Below are 13,516 nucleotides of genomic sequence, written 5' to 3'. Positions count from 1 at the left end.
TTCAGAATGGTGAACCTGACGCCCTGGGAGCAGGAATGGGTCCAGATCCAGGAAGATCTCCGTCAAAGTCCGGGGGTGCAGGTCCTCCAGGAGGTCCGGGGGGATATTCTGGAAGAGGATATCCTGTCAAACGCAAGAGACTCCGGCGGAGGCCCACATTTTGCCCCGTCTCTCTTCGAGCGGTCTGTTCGGTTCTCCGAGATCGGAAGCCAGTGGCAGACGGTGGAGCCGTATGCATTCGTCGTCGGTGAATTCTTTCTGACCCCCCTTGAACAGGCGGTGCGCGAAGATCCACCCGATTTCACATCCTCCTTCTATTCGGACGATGAACAGCGTATCGGACAGGGGCTCCGTGTTATCGACGATACCCCTTTCACGGGGGCCGGATCTTTCACCGCGATCAGACTGCATCCAGGGTCGACCGACCCTGAATTGTGGTTTTCCGACCATCTGCGGGGCTTGTGGAGAATGGACCTGGACTACAGTACATATGTCGACTTCCTCCGTCTCACCAAGGGTGCATTCGGCTGGCAGCATCTCTTCACTCAAGCCCCACTGGAAGAGGAAGAGTTCCGGCGGGTAACTGACCGGATCGTGAACATGCTCGACGCGCTTCCACAGATCTTTCCAGACCGTGACTGCACACCTCTTCGGGAGCGCTGGGAGGCCCGCCTGTGACCCGCTACCCCGACATCCCCAAACCCATCCGCTCCGGAATAGTCCTCGTCGACCCCGACCGCGGCACCCCCCAACGCATCATCATCCTCCAGTTCAACCCCGACACCCTGGAGCGCTCCCTCTCCCCCCAATCCGCCGGCGACCAAGCCGACAGCGGCGGAGGCGGCAGCGGAAGCGGGGACAAGAACGAGGCCCTGCGCCTCAAGGGCCCAGCACAGGAGACGTGGAAGTTCACGGCGGAGATCGACGCGACCGATCAGTTCGAGGTGGCCGCGCCCGACGGGATACACCCGCAGCTCGCGACGCTCGAAATGCTTGTGCAGCCGACCACGGCCAAGTTGCGGGAGGCCATGCGGCTGTCCAAGAAGGGGACCATCGAGATCAGCCCGATCGAGATGCCGCTGACCCTCTTCACATGGGGCAGCAAGCGCGTCATGCCGGTCCGCATCACCGAACTGTCCATCAACGAATCGGCGTTCGACGTCAACCTCAACCCCATCCGCGCATCCCTCAGCATCGGGCTGAAGGTGCTCACCGTCAGCGATCTGCCCGCCGGCCACCGGGGCGCCGAGCTCTATCTCGCGCATCTCGCGCAGAAGGAGCGGCTCGCGGCGGCGGCGCGTGGTGGGGCGCTCAGCGCGCTGGGGTTGAACAGTGGGGACATCGGGCTGGGGAGGGTTTAGCGGATGACAGAGCCACAGCCGTACGAAAGCGCGCTCGACGCGATTCCGGGGGCACACCCTTACCCCCGCTCCAGCCGCTACCACGACGCCGAGATCGGGATCCACACCCAGCCCGACGGCACCCCCGTCCGGTACGTCAAGCGACGACTGCTGCCGCCCCTCGGCGATTCCCCCGAGGATGCCGAGACCACACACACCGTCAGCAGCGGCGAGCGCCCCGACCACCTCGGTCAGCGCTACTTCGGCGACCCCGCCGCCTGGTGGCGGATCGCCGACGCCAACCCCGTCCTCGACCCTCGCGAGCTGACCGCCGAGCCGGGTGAGGAGATCGAGATCCCGAACGGGTTCCCGGGCGGAAGCGGTGGGCGCCATGGCCGATGAGCCTGTCGGGCAGGGGCCCATTCACCTCGAATTACGGATGGGGCCCAAGCTCACCCGCCCCGTGCCCCCCGAGGTCACCGAGGCGCTGCTGTCCGCGCAGATCACCACGAGCGCGGGCGAACGCAGCGGCTTCCAGATGGCGTTCGACCTCACCAAAAAGGGCGCGATCATCGACCGGCTGCTCCCGGAGGGGTTCTTCGACCCCCGCACCCGCGTGGTCGTCACGGCCGCCGTCAAGGGCACGCCGATCGTCCTCCTCGACGGGCTCATCGTGCGCCACGAGGTGGGGGCCAGCAATCAGCCGGGGCAGACGACCCTCACCGTCACCGGCGAGGACCTCACCCTCCTCATGGACCTCGAGGAGCGGACCGACCGCTATCCCAACCTCCCGCCCTTCAAGCGCGTCGCCCGCATCCTCTCGAAGTACACCGACTACGGGATCGAGGCGGACGTCGTCGAGGAGAAGATCCTCCAGCCGCCCAACGCACAACGCCGCGTCGACTGCCAGACCGGCACCGACCTGCAATACGTCACCGATCTCGCGCAGGCCAACGGCTATGTCTTCTACCTCGTCCCCGGGCCCGTCGCCGGGGTCTCCACCGCCTACTGGGGTCCCGAGAAGCGCATCGGGACACCCCAGCACGCCCTCAGCGTCAACATGGACGTCAACTCCACCGTCGACCAGCTGACCTTCGCCTACGACGGGACCGCGCGCGAGGAGCCCCAGGCCCGCTGGCAGGACCCGGCCACTCGCACCTCCACCCTCCTCGCCCAGCCCGACATCAGCCCGCTCCGCCCGCCGCTGGGCAAACGAGCTACCCCCGCCCTCAAGCGCAAGACGCTCTCCGGCACGGCCAAGAAGGACCGGGCGCAGGCCGAGGCCGAGGCTCTGGCGCGGGCCGCCGTCTCCGCCGACGCCATCTCCGGTTCCGGCTCGCTGGACGTCAATCGGCACGGGTACATCCTCCAGCCGCGTCAGCTCGTCGGCGTCCGGGGCGCCGGGGCCACCTACGACGGCGAGTACTACGTCAAGTCCGTCACCCACCATCTCCGGCCCGGCTCCTTCCAGCAGAACTTCACGCTCACCCGCGAAGGGCTGATCGCCCGGAGCGACACCGTTCGGCCCTAAGGACAAGAATCAGGAGCCCCTATGGCGGCCACGCCCAACAACCGCTACCTCGGGAAATTCCGGGGCCGGGTGCGGGACAACCAGGACCCGCTCGGAATAGGCCGGATCACCGTCGAGGTGCCCGATGTCCTCGGCGATGAGCCGTCGACCTGGGCCATGCCCTGCTTTCCCTTCACGGGGGATCAGCTACGGCCCGCCGGGCAGTATGTCGTGCCCTCCGCCGGGGCCGGAGTGTGGGTGGAGTTCGAGCAGGGGGACCCCAGCTTCCCCATCTGGACGGGGTGCTGGTTCGGGGCCAGGGAGCAGCTACCGGAGGACGCGCGGACCGATCCGGCGACCGCGCACCCCGTGGTGATCCAGACACCGGGGAAGCACAAGATCGTGATGTCCGACGTTCCGGCCGAAGGCATCTTGCTGCAGGCGCCCGGCGGCGCGTTCGTAAAGATCGACGCGACCGGAGTGCATATCGACAACGGCCAGGGGGCGTCGGTCTCCCTGGTCGGCGATCAAGTCGATCTGAACGAGGGCCGGTTGACCGTGCCCAAGAAGCGATAACCAGCCGGCGCACGAGAACGGGGAGGGACAAGCGACGTGTCCGGGAATTCCGGCAATCTCGTCAGCCATACCGCCGTGATCAGTTGCCCGCACGGCGGACGCGTACGGGCGGTATCCGTTCCGTCGTCCGGTGTGCGGCTCGACGGGCAGCCCATGCCATCCGCCGACGACGTCTTCACGGTCGTCGGCTGCCCGCACACCGTCGACCGCGTCCCGCTGCCGTGCACCACCGTCCGGTGGACTCCGGACCGCGACACGGTGCTGATCGATGGCGTGCCCGTACTGCTCGACACCTCCTCGGCACAGTGCTTCAGCGCGGGGCTCGTGCCACAGGGGCCACCCGTCGTCTCCGCCGCGCGGCAAGGGGTGAGATGCGGATGAGGACACGGACCGGCAGGACCCGCACGGTACGGACCGACATCGCCTTTCCGTTCCGGATCGACCGGCGCGGGCGCACCGCGCACGCGGACCACGACGACCACATACGCGATCTGATCGAGCAGTTGCTCTTCACCAGCCCCGGCGAGCGCGTCATGCGGCCCGACTTCGGATGCGGCCTCCTCGACCTCGTCTTCACGCCCAACAGCCCCGAACTGGCCTCCGCCGTCGAGCTGTCCGTCCAGGCGTCGCTGCAGCGCCGGCTCGGCGAGCTGATCGAGGTGGCGTCCCTGGACGTGGTCAGCGAGGAGAACGTCGTGCGTGTCCATCTGCGGTATGTGGTGCGCGCCACCGCCAGTCTGCGCGACGAGGTGTTCGAGGGGAGGGGATCCGCGTGAGTCAGCATGCCGCCGGGTCACGGCGCGACCTCATCAGGGCCGTCCATCTCAACGGGGTCGACGCCGTCGAGGTGGGGGACAGCACGGAACAGGGCACCACTCTCACCGTCACCTTCCTCGGCAAGGCCCCGCACGGTCTGTGCCCGGAGAACGTACGCATCGACGGTGGCCGCCGGATCACCGGCATCGAGGTCCTCGAGATCTCCGTCGAGCGCGAGGAGGACCCGGAGCTCGACGACAAGCTGTACGTCACCGTGGACCGGGCCGGGGACACCTCCGTCTACCGGCTCTCCGTCGTGGACACCGATCCCTGCGGGCGGCCCGGCACCGAGCCTTTCCCTGGCTTCGACCAGCGGTATTTCTCCGCCGAGTTCACCTTCCGGCCCGATTGCCCCGCCCCCTTCGACTGCAAGGAGGAGGGCGACGACCTCCCCGCCACCTTCCGGACCGGGCCCGCCCCCGTCATCGACTACACCGCCCGCGACTACGACACCCTTCGCCAGGTCGTCCTGGACCGGCTCCGCCTCACCACCTCCGACTGGATCGAGCGCAACGCCGCCGACCTCGGCACCACCCTGGTCGAGCTGCTCGCCTACACCGCCGACCAGATCAGCTACCAGCAGGACGCGGTCGCCACCGAGGCGTATCTCGACACCGCCCGCCGCCGGGTGTCCGTACGCCGCCACGTACGGCTCATCGACTACGCGATGCACGACGGCTGCAACGCCCGCGCCTTCGTCACCGTGGAGGCGGTCGAGCCGCTGACCCTGGACCCGGGGGAGTACCGCTTCGCCGCCGTCGACGTCCGTACCCTCGGCCCGCTGGACCGGCCGGACATCGGGGCGGTGCTGGACGACCGGGAGCTGGCCGTGCTCGACGAGCGCGGGTCGGTGGAGGTGTTCGAGCCCGTCGTCACCGATCAACCCCTCCACCTGCGGCCGGAACACCACCGCATCCGCCTGTGGACCTGGGGTGGCGAGGTCTGCTCGCTGCCCGTCGGCGCCACCTCCGCCACGCTGCGCGACGCATGGGCCGACGAGAAGTGCGAAACCCGCACGATCGACCTGCATCCCGGCGATCTGCTGCTGTTCGAGGAGGTGCGGGGGCCGCGCTCCGGGACGCCCGGCGACGCCGACCCCTCGCACCGGCAGGCCGTGCGCCTCACCTCCGTCACCCCCGCCGTCGACCGGCTCGCCGAACAGCCGGTGCTGGAGGTCACCTGGGCGCCGCAGGACGCACTGGCCTTCCCGCTGTGCCTGGCCACCCGGGGCGGTACCGACTGCGTGCCCATCGAGGACGTCAGCGTGGCGCGCGGCAATGTGGTGCTCGTCGACCACGGGCGCTCGCTGACCTTCTGCTGCGGCACACCGGAGACCTTCACCGTGCCGCCGGTCCCCGCCGTCGTAGGCTCGTGTGAACCCCCCGCCTTCGGCTGTTTCGACAAGGACGCCGGCAACGCGCCCGCACGGCTCATCGATTCCCTGCTGGACCGGGCCCGCCACGGGCGGCCGCTGGCCGCCGACGACGTACGAGAGCTGTTCACCACCGTCGGCCTCGAGGCGACCGGCCGGGCCGGAATCGGTCTGGAGTCGGCCGGGCAGCGGCGCGAGAAGGTCGTGCCCGGCACCGCGTACGCCCAGGCCGAGGCCCTGCGGACGCTTCTCGCCCAGTCCGTCTACCCGGGGATCGGGCCGCGCTTGCGGCCCGTACTGCACCAGGCGCCCGTCACCCAGGCCGTGCCCTTTCCCGACCCGCGCCATATCGCCGCCGGACAGGCCGAGCACCTGGCCGCCATCCCGGGACGGGTGCGGCAGCGGCTCACCGAGCTGTGGCGCGGCGCCCGCGATCGCGACGGGCTCTCGGACGAGGAGATCGCCGAGCTGACCGTCCTGTTCGGGCTGCGCGTCCTGGAGCGCCTCCAACTGGCCCGCCACCCCGTCCGGGCGCTGCGCGAACTGCTGCACCGCTGCGACCGGCTGCTCGACGCCAAGCTGACGCGCCTTCGCGCACTGACCGCCAGGGCCCGGGCCGGCACCGTCCTGGACGGGCGCATCGCCTGGGAGATCGCGCACAGTTGGGGCCGGGCCTACGCGGCCGGGCTGCGCCCCGAGGACCCGGTGCTGCACGGGCCGGCGGCCGCCCTCGTCCAGAATCCACGGGCCGCGCTCCCCGCCGTACGGATCGAAGCCGACGGCGCGGCCTGGACACCGCGCCGCGACCTGCTGGGCTCCCGCCCCCGGGACCGCCACGTCGTCGGGGAGCTGGAGGACGACGGCCGCATCGCGCTGCGCTTCGGCGACGGCCGGTACGGCGCGGAGCCGGAGCCCGGGGCGCGGCTCGCGGTCCACTACCGGGTCGGCGGCGGCACGGCGGGCAACGTCGGCCCCGAAGCCATCAACCACCTGGTGCTGTGCCGGGATCCGGAACGCGCGGGGAAGGCTGCCACCTGGCCCCTGCCCGTGGCCGGGGTGCGCAATCCGCTGCCCGCCGTCGGCGGCACCGAGCCCGAGCCGGTCGAGCGGGTCCGCCAGCTCGCCCCGCTCGACCTGAAGCGCACCCGGCACCGGGCCATCACCGCCGAGGACTACGCGGCGCTCGCCTCCGGGCTGCCCGGTGTGCAGCGCGCGGCGGCGGAGATCCGCTGGACCGGCAGTGTGCAGGAGGCACACATCGCCATCGACGCGTACGGGACCGGGGCGCCGCCCCCCGCCCTCCTCGACTCGGTCGCGTACGCACTGGAGGGCTACCGCCGGATCGGACACGACCTGGTGGTCGGTCCGGCCCGTGCCGTGCCGTTGGACATCGCGCTCGCCGTGTGCGCCGCGCCCGGGCATCAGCACGGGCAGATCCTCGCCGAGCTGTACCGGGCGCTGGGCAGCCGCCGGTTCTCCGGCGGGCGGCTCGGCTTCTTCCACCCCGACGCCCTGACCTTCGGCGAACCGGTGCGGCTCAGCCGGCTGGTGGCCGTCGCCGCGGCGGTGCCGGGCGTGCTGAGCGTCGAGGTCACCCGGCTGCGACGGCTGTGGCACGAGGGGCTGGAGGGACCGAAGGGGTCCGATGACGGCACCTCGTACGAGACCTCGCACGGCGAGGCGCTGGAGGACGGCATCCTGCGCCTCGGCCCCCTGGAGATCGCCCAATGCGACAACGACCCCGACCGGCCCGAGAACGGCCGCCTGGTCATCGAGCTGAAGGGGGCCCGATGAGCGACCACCCCGACCACGTCAACTCCGGTGGCGGCTGCGGCGGCGGCCACGACGAGCGCCGGGCCCCCGGCGCCCCGCACAACCCACCCGGCCGCACCGCCCTGGACTGTCGCGTCGGCGACTACGGCTCCTTCCTGGCCGCCATGCTCGACCGGCTCGCCTCGCCCGCCTACCCCGCGCTGCGCGGCCTGACCGTGCGCACCCCGGACGACCCGGCCATCGGGCTGCTGGACGCCTGGGCGGTCCTGGGCGACCTGCTGACCTTCCACTCCGAGCGCATCGCCGACGAGGGCTATCTGCGCACCGCCCACGACCACCGCTCGCTCGCCCTCCTGGGGCGGCTGGTCGGTCATGTGCCGCGGCCTGGCGTGGCCGCCGACACCCACCTCGCGTACACCCTGGACCGGGATCCGCGCGCCGAGGACGTGGTGGTGACGATCCCGCGCGGGGCCATCAGCCACAGCGTCCCGGCGGCCTCCGACGAGGAGTCGCAGACCTTCGAGACGAGCGAGGACCTGGCCGCCCGCTGGGCCTGGAACGAACTGGCGGTGCGCCGCCGTCGCCCGGCTCTGATCGGCCCCGACGACCTGCGACGAAGGCCGGAACTGCTGGTCTCGGGGACCTCGCTCGGGCTGACCGTCGGCGACAAGCTGCTCTTCGTCTTCGGCGGGACGGCGGAGTCGGGGAGCGGTGGTCAGGGTGCACCTCCCGGCGGCAGCTGGGGGAGGCTGCTGCTGCCCGTCGCGCGCGTGACCGTCGACCGCGAGGAGGACGTGACCGCGATCGGGCTGCCGGAGTCTGCCCCACCGTCCCTCAAGGAGCTGGTGGACGAGGTACGCCGGTGGATCACCGACCCGGAGGCGGGTGAGGACCCGGACGATTGGGGGGACGCCGAGCCTGCGCCGGACCACCCCGATCCGCGTCCCGTCAGCCGTCTGATCGAGGAGTTCGACGCGCAGGTGCTGGCGCCGCTACGAGCCGACCTGGACGGGATCAGCACGCCCGCGCAGCTCGCCCGGCGGCTCGCCGAACCGCATGACCGGCTGGCGGAGGCGCAGGTGCTGGCCGCCCCGTACGAGGAGGTCGCCGCCTGGTTCGAGCGGCTGGAGGCGGTGATCGGCCTGCTGCGCGAACGGGCGGTTGAGTTGGATTCCTCCGGGCCCGGCGGCGAGGTGCGGCTGAGGTCTCAGCTCGCCGAGGACCGGCCCGCGGCCGACAGCGCCACCGGGTCCCCCGGCGCCGCTCACGGCTCCGCCGCCGTACGCGCGCTCGGCGCCGTCCTCCCCGCCCTGCGCACCCGCGTCGTACGGCCCCCCTCCGGCGCCCGCTCCGCGGCGGGGCACGATCCGCTACGGCTCTTCGGGCCGGGCTCCGACCTGGCCGCCGGGCTGCTCTGCGCCCTCGACCCGAGAGTGGCCCACGGCATGTACGCGGCGTGGCGGCGGGCCGCCCCGGCCGCCACCGCCCCGCCGGGGACCGTCCCGCTGCTGCGCGAGCTGCTGGCGATGCGGGTGACGGCCGCGCCCTTCGGGGCGATGGCGCCGCTCAAGCCGGTGCAGGACGACCGGGGCCGGGTCATCCGGCAGACCGACTGGCCGCTGACCGGCGGTGAGCTGACCGCCGTACGGATCGTGTACGACACGGCGGGCAAGGTGCCGGTGAAGGCGGAGTTCCAGCACATCGAGACCGGGACGTCGTGGCAGCGCACCGAGAACCTGCCGCAGAGCGCCGAGTTCGACCTCGGCCCCGGGAAGGTCCAGCTGTCCACCCGCCTCGGCCAGGACCATGACCTGGGCTGGCTCAGGAGCCGTCCCACCGACTCGCAGGAGCCCGGTGTCACCGCCACTCTGCTGCCCGGACTGCCGCCGCTCACCCTGTTCGTGTCCCGGCCCGCCGAGGACGGCCGGGTGCATGTGGTCGTGGACAACGGGGAGACGCAGCAGTGGATGCTGAGCCGTGGCGAACCCCCGAAGCAGATCCCCTACGGCACCTACGAACTGACGCTGCGGTTCACCCCCGGCAGCGAGCCCCCGGCCGTGGAGATCGGCATCGCGACCGTGCCGGAGCCCGCCAACCGCTATGTCCTGCCGCTGGATTCGGTCCAGAACTCCCTCACCGTCGGTAGCTGGGTGGCCATCGAGCGCCCCCGCAAGGGCTCCGGCGAGCCGGACGGCATCCCGGGCGACGAGAGGCTGGCTCGCGTCACCACCCGCGTCGTCGCCGTGCGCACCGCCGCGTACACCAACTACGGCATCACCGGCCGCGGCACCCAGCTCACGCTCGCCGACCCGTGGCTCGACGAACACGATGTGCTGCTCTCCGCGATCCGCGACACCACCGTGCACGCGGGCGGTGAGCCGCTGCGCCCGGCGGACGAGCCGCTGGGCGAGGATGTGCACGGCAACGAGATCGAGCTCGCCGAACTGTACGACGGGCTGCGGCCGGGCCGCCGGATCGTCGTCTCCGGCGAGCGCACCGACATCCCGGGTCCGGCCGGGCCGGGCGGCCCGACGGGGGTCCGGGGCACGGAGCTGGCGGTGATCGCCGCCGTGGACCAGCGCGTCGATCCCGAACTGCCCGGTGACCACGTCCACACCACCCTGACCCTCACCGCCGACCTGGCCTACCGCTACCGCCGGGAGACGGTCCGCGTCCAGGGCAACGTGGTGCCCGCCACCCACGGCGAGAGCCGTGACGAGCCCATCGGCAGCGGCGATCCCGCCCTGGCCAACCAGACCTTCGCGCTGTGGCAGGCGCCACTGACCTGGCTCCCCGCGGACAACCCGCTGGGCGCCACCCCCGCCCTCGACATCCGCGTCGACGGGCTGCTGTGGCACCGGGTGGACAGCCTCGCCGGACGCGGACCGCATGAGCGCGTGTACGTCACCGGGACCACCGGCGACGGGCGGACCACGGTGACCTTCGGGGACGGGGTGCACGGCGCCCGGCTGCCCAGCGGCCACGAGAACGTACGGGCCCGCTACCGCTTCGGCACCGGCGAGGCCGCCAACGTCCCCGCGGACCGCATCACCCAGGCCCTGACCCGGCCCCTCGGCGTCACCGCCGTCACCAATCCGCAGCCCGCCACCGGTGGCGCGGACGGCGACGGCCCGGGAATGACCCGGCGCACCATCCCGCTCGCGGTCTCCGCGCTCGACCGGCTGGTCTCTCTCCAGGACTACGAGGACTTCGCCCGATCCCGCGCGGGCATCGGCCGGGCCCTGGCCCGCGAGCTGTTCGACGGGCGGCGCAAGGTGCTCCATGTCACCGTGGCCGGGGTGGACGACGCGCCGATCGGTGAGGACGCGGAGGTGCTCCGCGCCCTGCGCACCTCGCTGGCCGCCTACGGGGACACCCGGCTGCCGGTCCGGGTGGATGTCCGCGAGCTCGTGCTGCTGGTGCTGGTGGCGCGGGTGAAGGTGGCGCCGGACCACTCCTGGGAGCTGGTCGAACCCCGGCTGCGCCAGGCCCTGCTGAGCGAACTCGGCTATCCAGGGCGGGAGTTGGGGCAGCCTGCGGTGCTCTCCGAGGTCCTGGCCACCGCCCAGTCGGTGCCCGGGGTGGACTATGTGGACGTGGACGCCTTCACCGGCGTCCCGGCCTCCAGCACCCCGCAGGAGCTGGCCGGCCTGGCCGGCCGGCTCGCCGAGCCCGGCGCCGTGGTCCCCGCCCGGCCCGCCGAGTATGCCGAGGACACCTACCGGGTCGCCGCCACGGACGGCGAGACACTCACCGACATCGCCGGGCGCCACGGCATCCCGCTCGCCGAACTGCTGCGCCTCAACCCCGACATCACCGACACCCGCCGGCTCGCCAAGGGCCGCTCGGTGTCCGTCTTCCGCGGCATCCGCCCGGCGCGGCTCGCGCTGCTCTCACCCGATGTCCCGGACACGCTGATCCTTACGGAGGTCACCTCATGACCAGGGAGCCGGACGGGCTCGCCGAGCTGCTTCCGCAGTGGCATCGCCTCAGGGACGGCGAGGCGGGCGAGCCCCTGCGCGCCCTGCTCGCCGTGATCGCCGAGCAGGTCGATCGCGTACGCGACGGGGCCGAGCGACAGTACGACGACTGGTTCGTGGAGACCGCCACCGCATGGGTGCTGCCCTACCTCGGCGATCTGGTGGGCTACCGTCCGCTGCCCGGCTACGAACGGGTCCTGGCCACCGGACTGCGCGACGGCGGGCCGCCGGACGCGTCCCGGGCGCGGCTGGCCGAGGCACTGGCGCCGCGCCGCGACGTCGCCGCCACCGTGGCCAACCGGCGGCGCAAGGGCACGCTCGCGCTGCTGGAGGAGCTCTCCGCGTCGGTGGCCGGATGGCCCGCCCGCGCCGTGGAGTTCTCCCGGCTCACCGCGCACCAGCAGCCGGTCAAGCTGTACGGCGGGACAGGTGGCGCGGCGGCGGACGTACGCAGGCTCTCCCGGGGCCGGCTCGCCGATCTGCGGGACGGGGCGGCGCTGGACCTGGCGGGCGGGCCGTTCGGGACGGTGGCGCGCTCGGTGGACGTACGGCGCGCGGGCTCCCGCCGCAGGCAGGGCGGCCACACTCCGGCCGGGGTCGGGCTGTTCGTCTGGCGGCTGAAGCCGTACCAGGTGACCAAGGCGCCCGCGTACTGCGTCGACCGGGCCCGCAACCTCTACACCTTCTCGATCCTCGGCAATGACACCCCGCTGGTGACCCGGCCCGAACCCGAACCGTCCGCGACACACATCGCCGCTATGGACAATGTGCCCGCGTACATCGGCCGCCGGCAGCTCGCGGACCATCTCCTCGACTCCCACGGACCCGGCAAGAGCTTCACCATCTGGCGCGACGGCCACGACGAGCCCGTACCGCCGTCGGACATCGTGGTGGCCGATCTGACCGACTGGCGCTACCGGGCGAAGCGCGGCCAGGTGGTCATCGACCCCGAGCGCGGCCGGATCGCCTTCGGCTCGCGCGCGGCGCCGCGCCACGGCGTCTGGGTCACCTACCACTACGCGTACCCCGACGACATGGGCGGCGGGGAGTACGAGCGGGACGACCGCGAGACCTCCCCGGCGGCGGAGGTCTACCGGGTCGGGCCGGGCTGCGCCCATCAGCGGATCTTGGACGCCTACCGGCAGTGGCAGCACGACCGGCGGGGCGGGCGGTGCGGCCCCGAGGGCATCATCGAGATCACCCACAGCGGCGCCTACCAGGAGCAACTGGACTTCGACCTGGACCCGGGCGACCGCCTCGAACTGCGCGCCGCCGAGGGCACCCGGCCGGTGATCCGGCTGCTGGACTGGTACAGCAACCGCCCCGACGCGCTCAACATCCGGGCGCGGGAGGAGACCGGGCACACCGGTGGCGAGGCGCCGCGCATCGTCCTGGACGGGCTGCTGATCGCGGGGCGCGGCCTCAACGTCACCGGGCCGGTCGGCGCCGTGGTGCTGCGCCACTGCACCCTCGTCCCCGGCTGGTCCCTGGAGCCGGAGTGCGAACCGCGCTCGCCCGACGAGCCCAGCCTGGTCCTGGAGCGCACCACCGCATGCGTCCAGATCGAGCGCAGCATCCTCGGCACCATCGAGGTCATCGGCGAGGAGGTGCACACCGACCCGCTCGCCCTCCACATCCGCGACTCCATCCTGGACGCCACCGGACACGACCGCCCGGCGCTGTCCGCCCCGGACTGCCGCCACGCCCACGCCGTGCTGCACGCCCACCGCACCACCGTCATCGGCGAAGTGCACACCCACGCCGTCCAGATTGGTGAGAACAGCCTCTTCACCGGGCGGATGCACGTGGCCCGGCGCGGGGCCGGATGTCTGCGCTTCAGCTATGTGCCGCCGGGCTCGCGCACCCCGCGCCGCTACCGCTGCCAGCCGGATCTGGTGGGGGCCGAGGAGGCGTGGCGGGTGCGGCCGCTGTTCAGCGGTGAGCGGTACGGCACACCGGTGTACGGGCAGTTGGCGGCCGGCTGCGCGGAGGAGATCCGCCGGGGCGCCGAGGACGGCGCCGAGATGGGCGCCTTCCACGACCTGTACCAGCCGCAGCGCGAGGACAGCCTGCGGGCGCGGCTCGCGGAGTACGCCCCGGCGGGCACGGACGCGGGAGTCATCGCCGTGACATGACCCGACGTGACCCG

Annotated in this window: 10 protein-coding genes; all 10 read left to right on the top strand. The window is 72.1% G+C overall.

What is annotated here, in order from left to right; genetic code table 11:
* Positions 1 to 6: 6 nt before the first annotated feature.
* The 10 genes from AS97_RS04975 to AS97_RS04930 are packed head-to-tail and all read left to right on the top strand — an operon-like array spanning position 7 to position 13,502.
* A complete protein-coding gene (locus AS97_RS04975) occupies positions 7 to 678 on the top strand; it encodes a hypothetical protein (protein WP_210564397.1) in 672 nt (223 codons plus the stop codon).
* Positions 675 to 1,361, top strand: a complete 687-nt coding sequence (locus tag AS97_RS04970) for a hypothetical protein (protein ID WP_059144844.1) — start codon at positions 675 to 677, stop codon at positions 1,359 to 1,361. The genes AS97_RS04975 and AS97_RS04970 overlap by 4 nt, the downstream gene beginning before the upstream one ends.
* A gap of 3 nt (positions 1,362 to 1,364) precedes the next feature.
* Positions 1,365 to 1,742, top strand: a complete 378-nt coding sequence (locus AS97_RS04965; RefSeq protein WP_059144843.1) for a hypothetical protein — start codon at positions 1,365 to 1,367, stop codon at positions 1,740 to 1,742.
* Positions 1,732 to 2,871 (top strand): hypothetical protein, encoded by a 1,140-nt coding sequence (locus tag AS97_RS04960; protein ID WP_059144861.1) that lies wholly within the window; start codon positions 1,732 to 1,734, stop codon positions 2,869 to 2,871. Before AS97_RS04965 ends, AS97_RS04960 begins: the two co-directional genes overlap by 11 nt.
* Positions 2,872 to 2,892: 21 nt before the next feature.
* On the top strand, positions 2,893 to 3,426 hold the full coding sequence (locus tag AS97_RS04955; RefSeq protein ID WP_210564396.1) for a phage baseplate assembly protein V: 534 nt from the start codon (positions 2,893 to 2,895) through the stop codon (positions 3,424 to 3,426).
* A gap of 36 nt (positions 3,427 to 3,462) precedes the next feature.
* On the top strand, positions 3,463 to 3,807 hold the full coding sequence (locus AS97_RS04950; protein WP_059144841.1) for a DUF4280 domain-containing protein: 345 nt from the start codon (positions 3,463 to 3,465) through the stop codon (positions 3,805 to 3,807).
* Positions 3,804 to 4,202, top strand: coding sequence for a GPW/gp25 family protein (locus AS97_RS04945; protein WP_059144840.1), 399 nt, complete (start codon positions 3,804 to 3,806; stop codon positions 4,200 to 4,202). Before AS97_RS04950 ends, AS97_RS04945 begins: the two co-directional genes overlap by 4 nt.
* Positions 4,199 to 7,408 carry a putative baseplate assembly protein gene (locus AS97_RS04940; RefSeq protein ID WP_210564395.1) on the top strand — a complete coding sequence of 1,070 codons (3,210 nt, stop codon included), beginning with the start codon at positions 4,199 to 4,201 and terminating at the stop codon, positions 7,406 to 7,408. The genes AS97_RS04945 and AS97_RS04940 overlap by 4 nt, the downstream gene beginning before the upstream one ends.
* Complete coding sequence (locus tag AS97_RS04935; protein ID WP_210564394.1) at positions 7,405 to 11,328, top strand: putative baseplate assembly protein; 3,924 nt, start codon at positions 7,405 to 7,407, stop codon at positions 11,326 to 11,328. Before AS97_RS04940 ends, AS97_RS04935 begins: the two co-directional genes overlap by 4 nt.
* A complete protein-coding gene (locus AS97_RS04930) occupies positions 11,325 to 13,502 on the top strand; it encodes a hypothetical protein (protein ID WP_210564393.1) in 2,178 nt (725 codons plus the stop codon). Before AS97_RS04935 ends, AS97_RS04930 begins: the two co-directional genes overlap by 4 nt.
* Positions 13,503 to 13,516 lie beyond the last annotated feature (14 nt).

Source organism: Streptomyces sp. AgN23 (assembly GCF_001598115.1).
In the GTDB taxonomy this organism is placed as follows: Bacteria; Actinomycetota; Actinomycetes; order Streptomycetales; family Streptomycetaceae; genus Streptomyces; species Streptomyces antimycoticus.
This window is presented reverse-complemented; position numbering and strand designations above follow the sequence as displayed.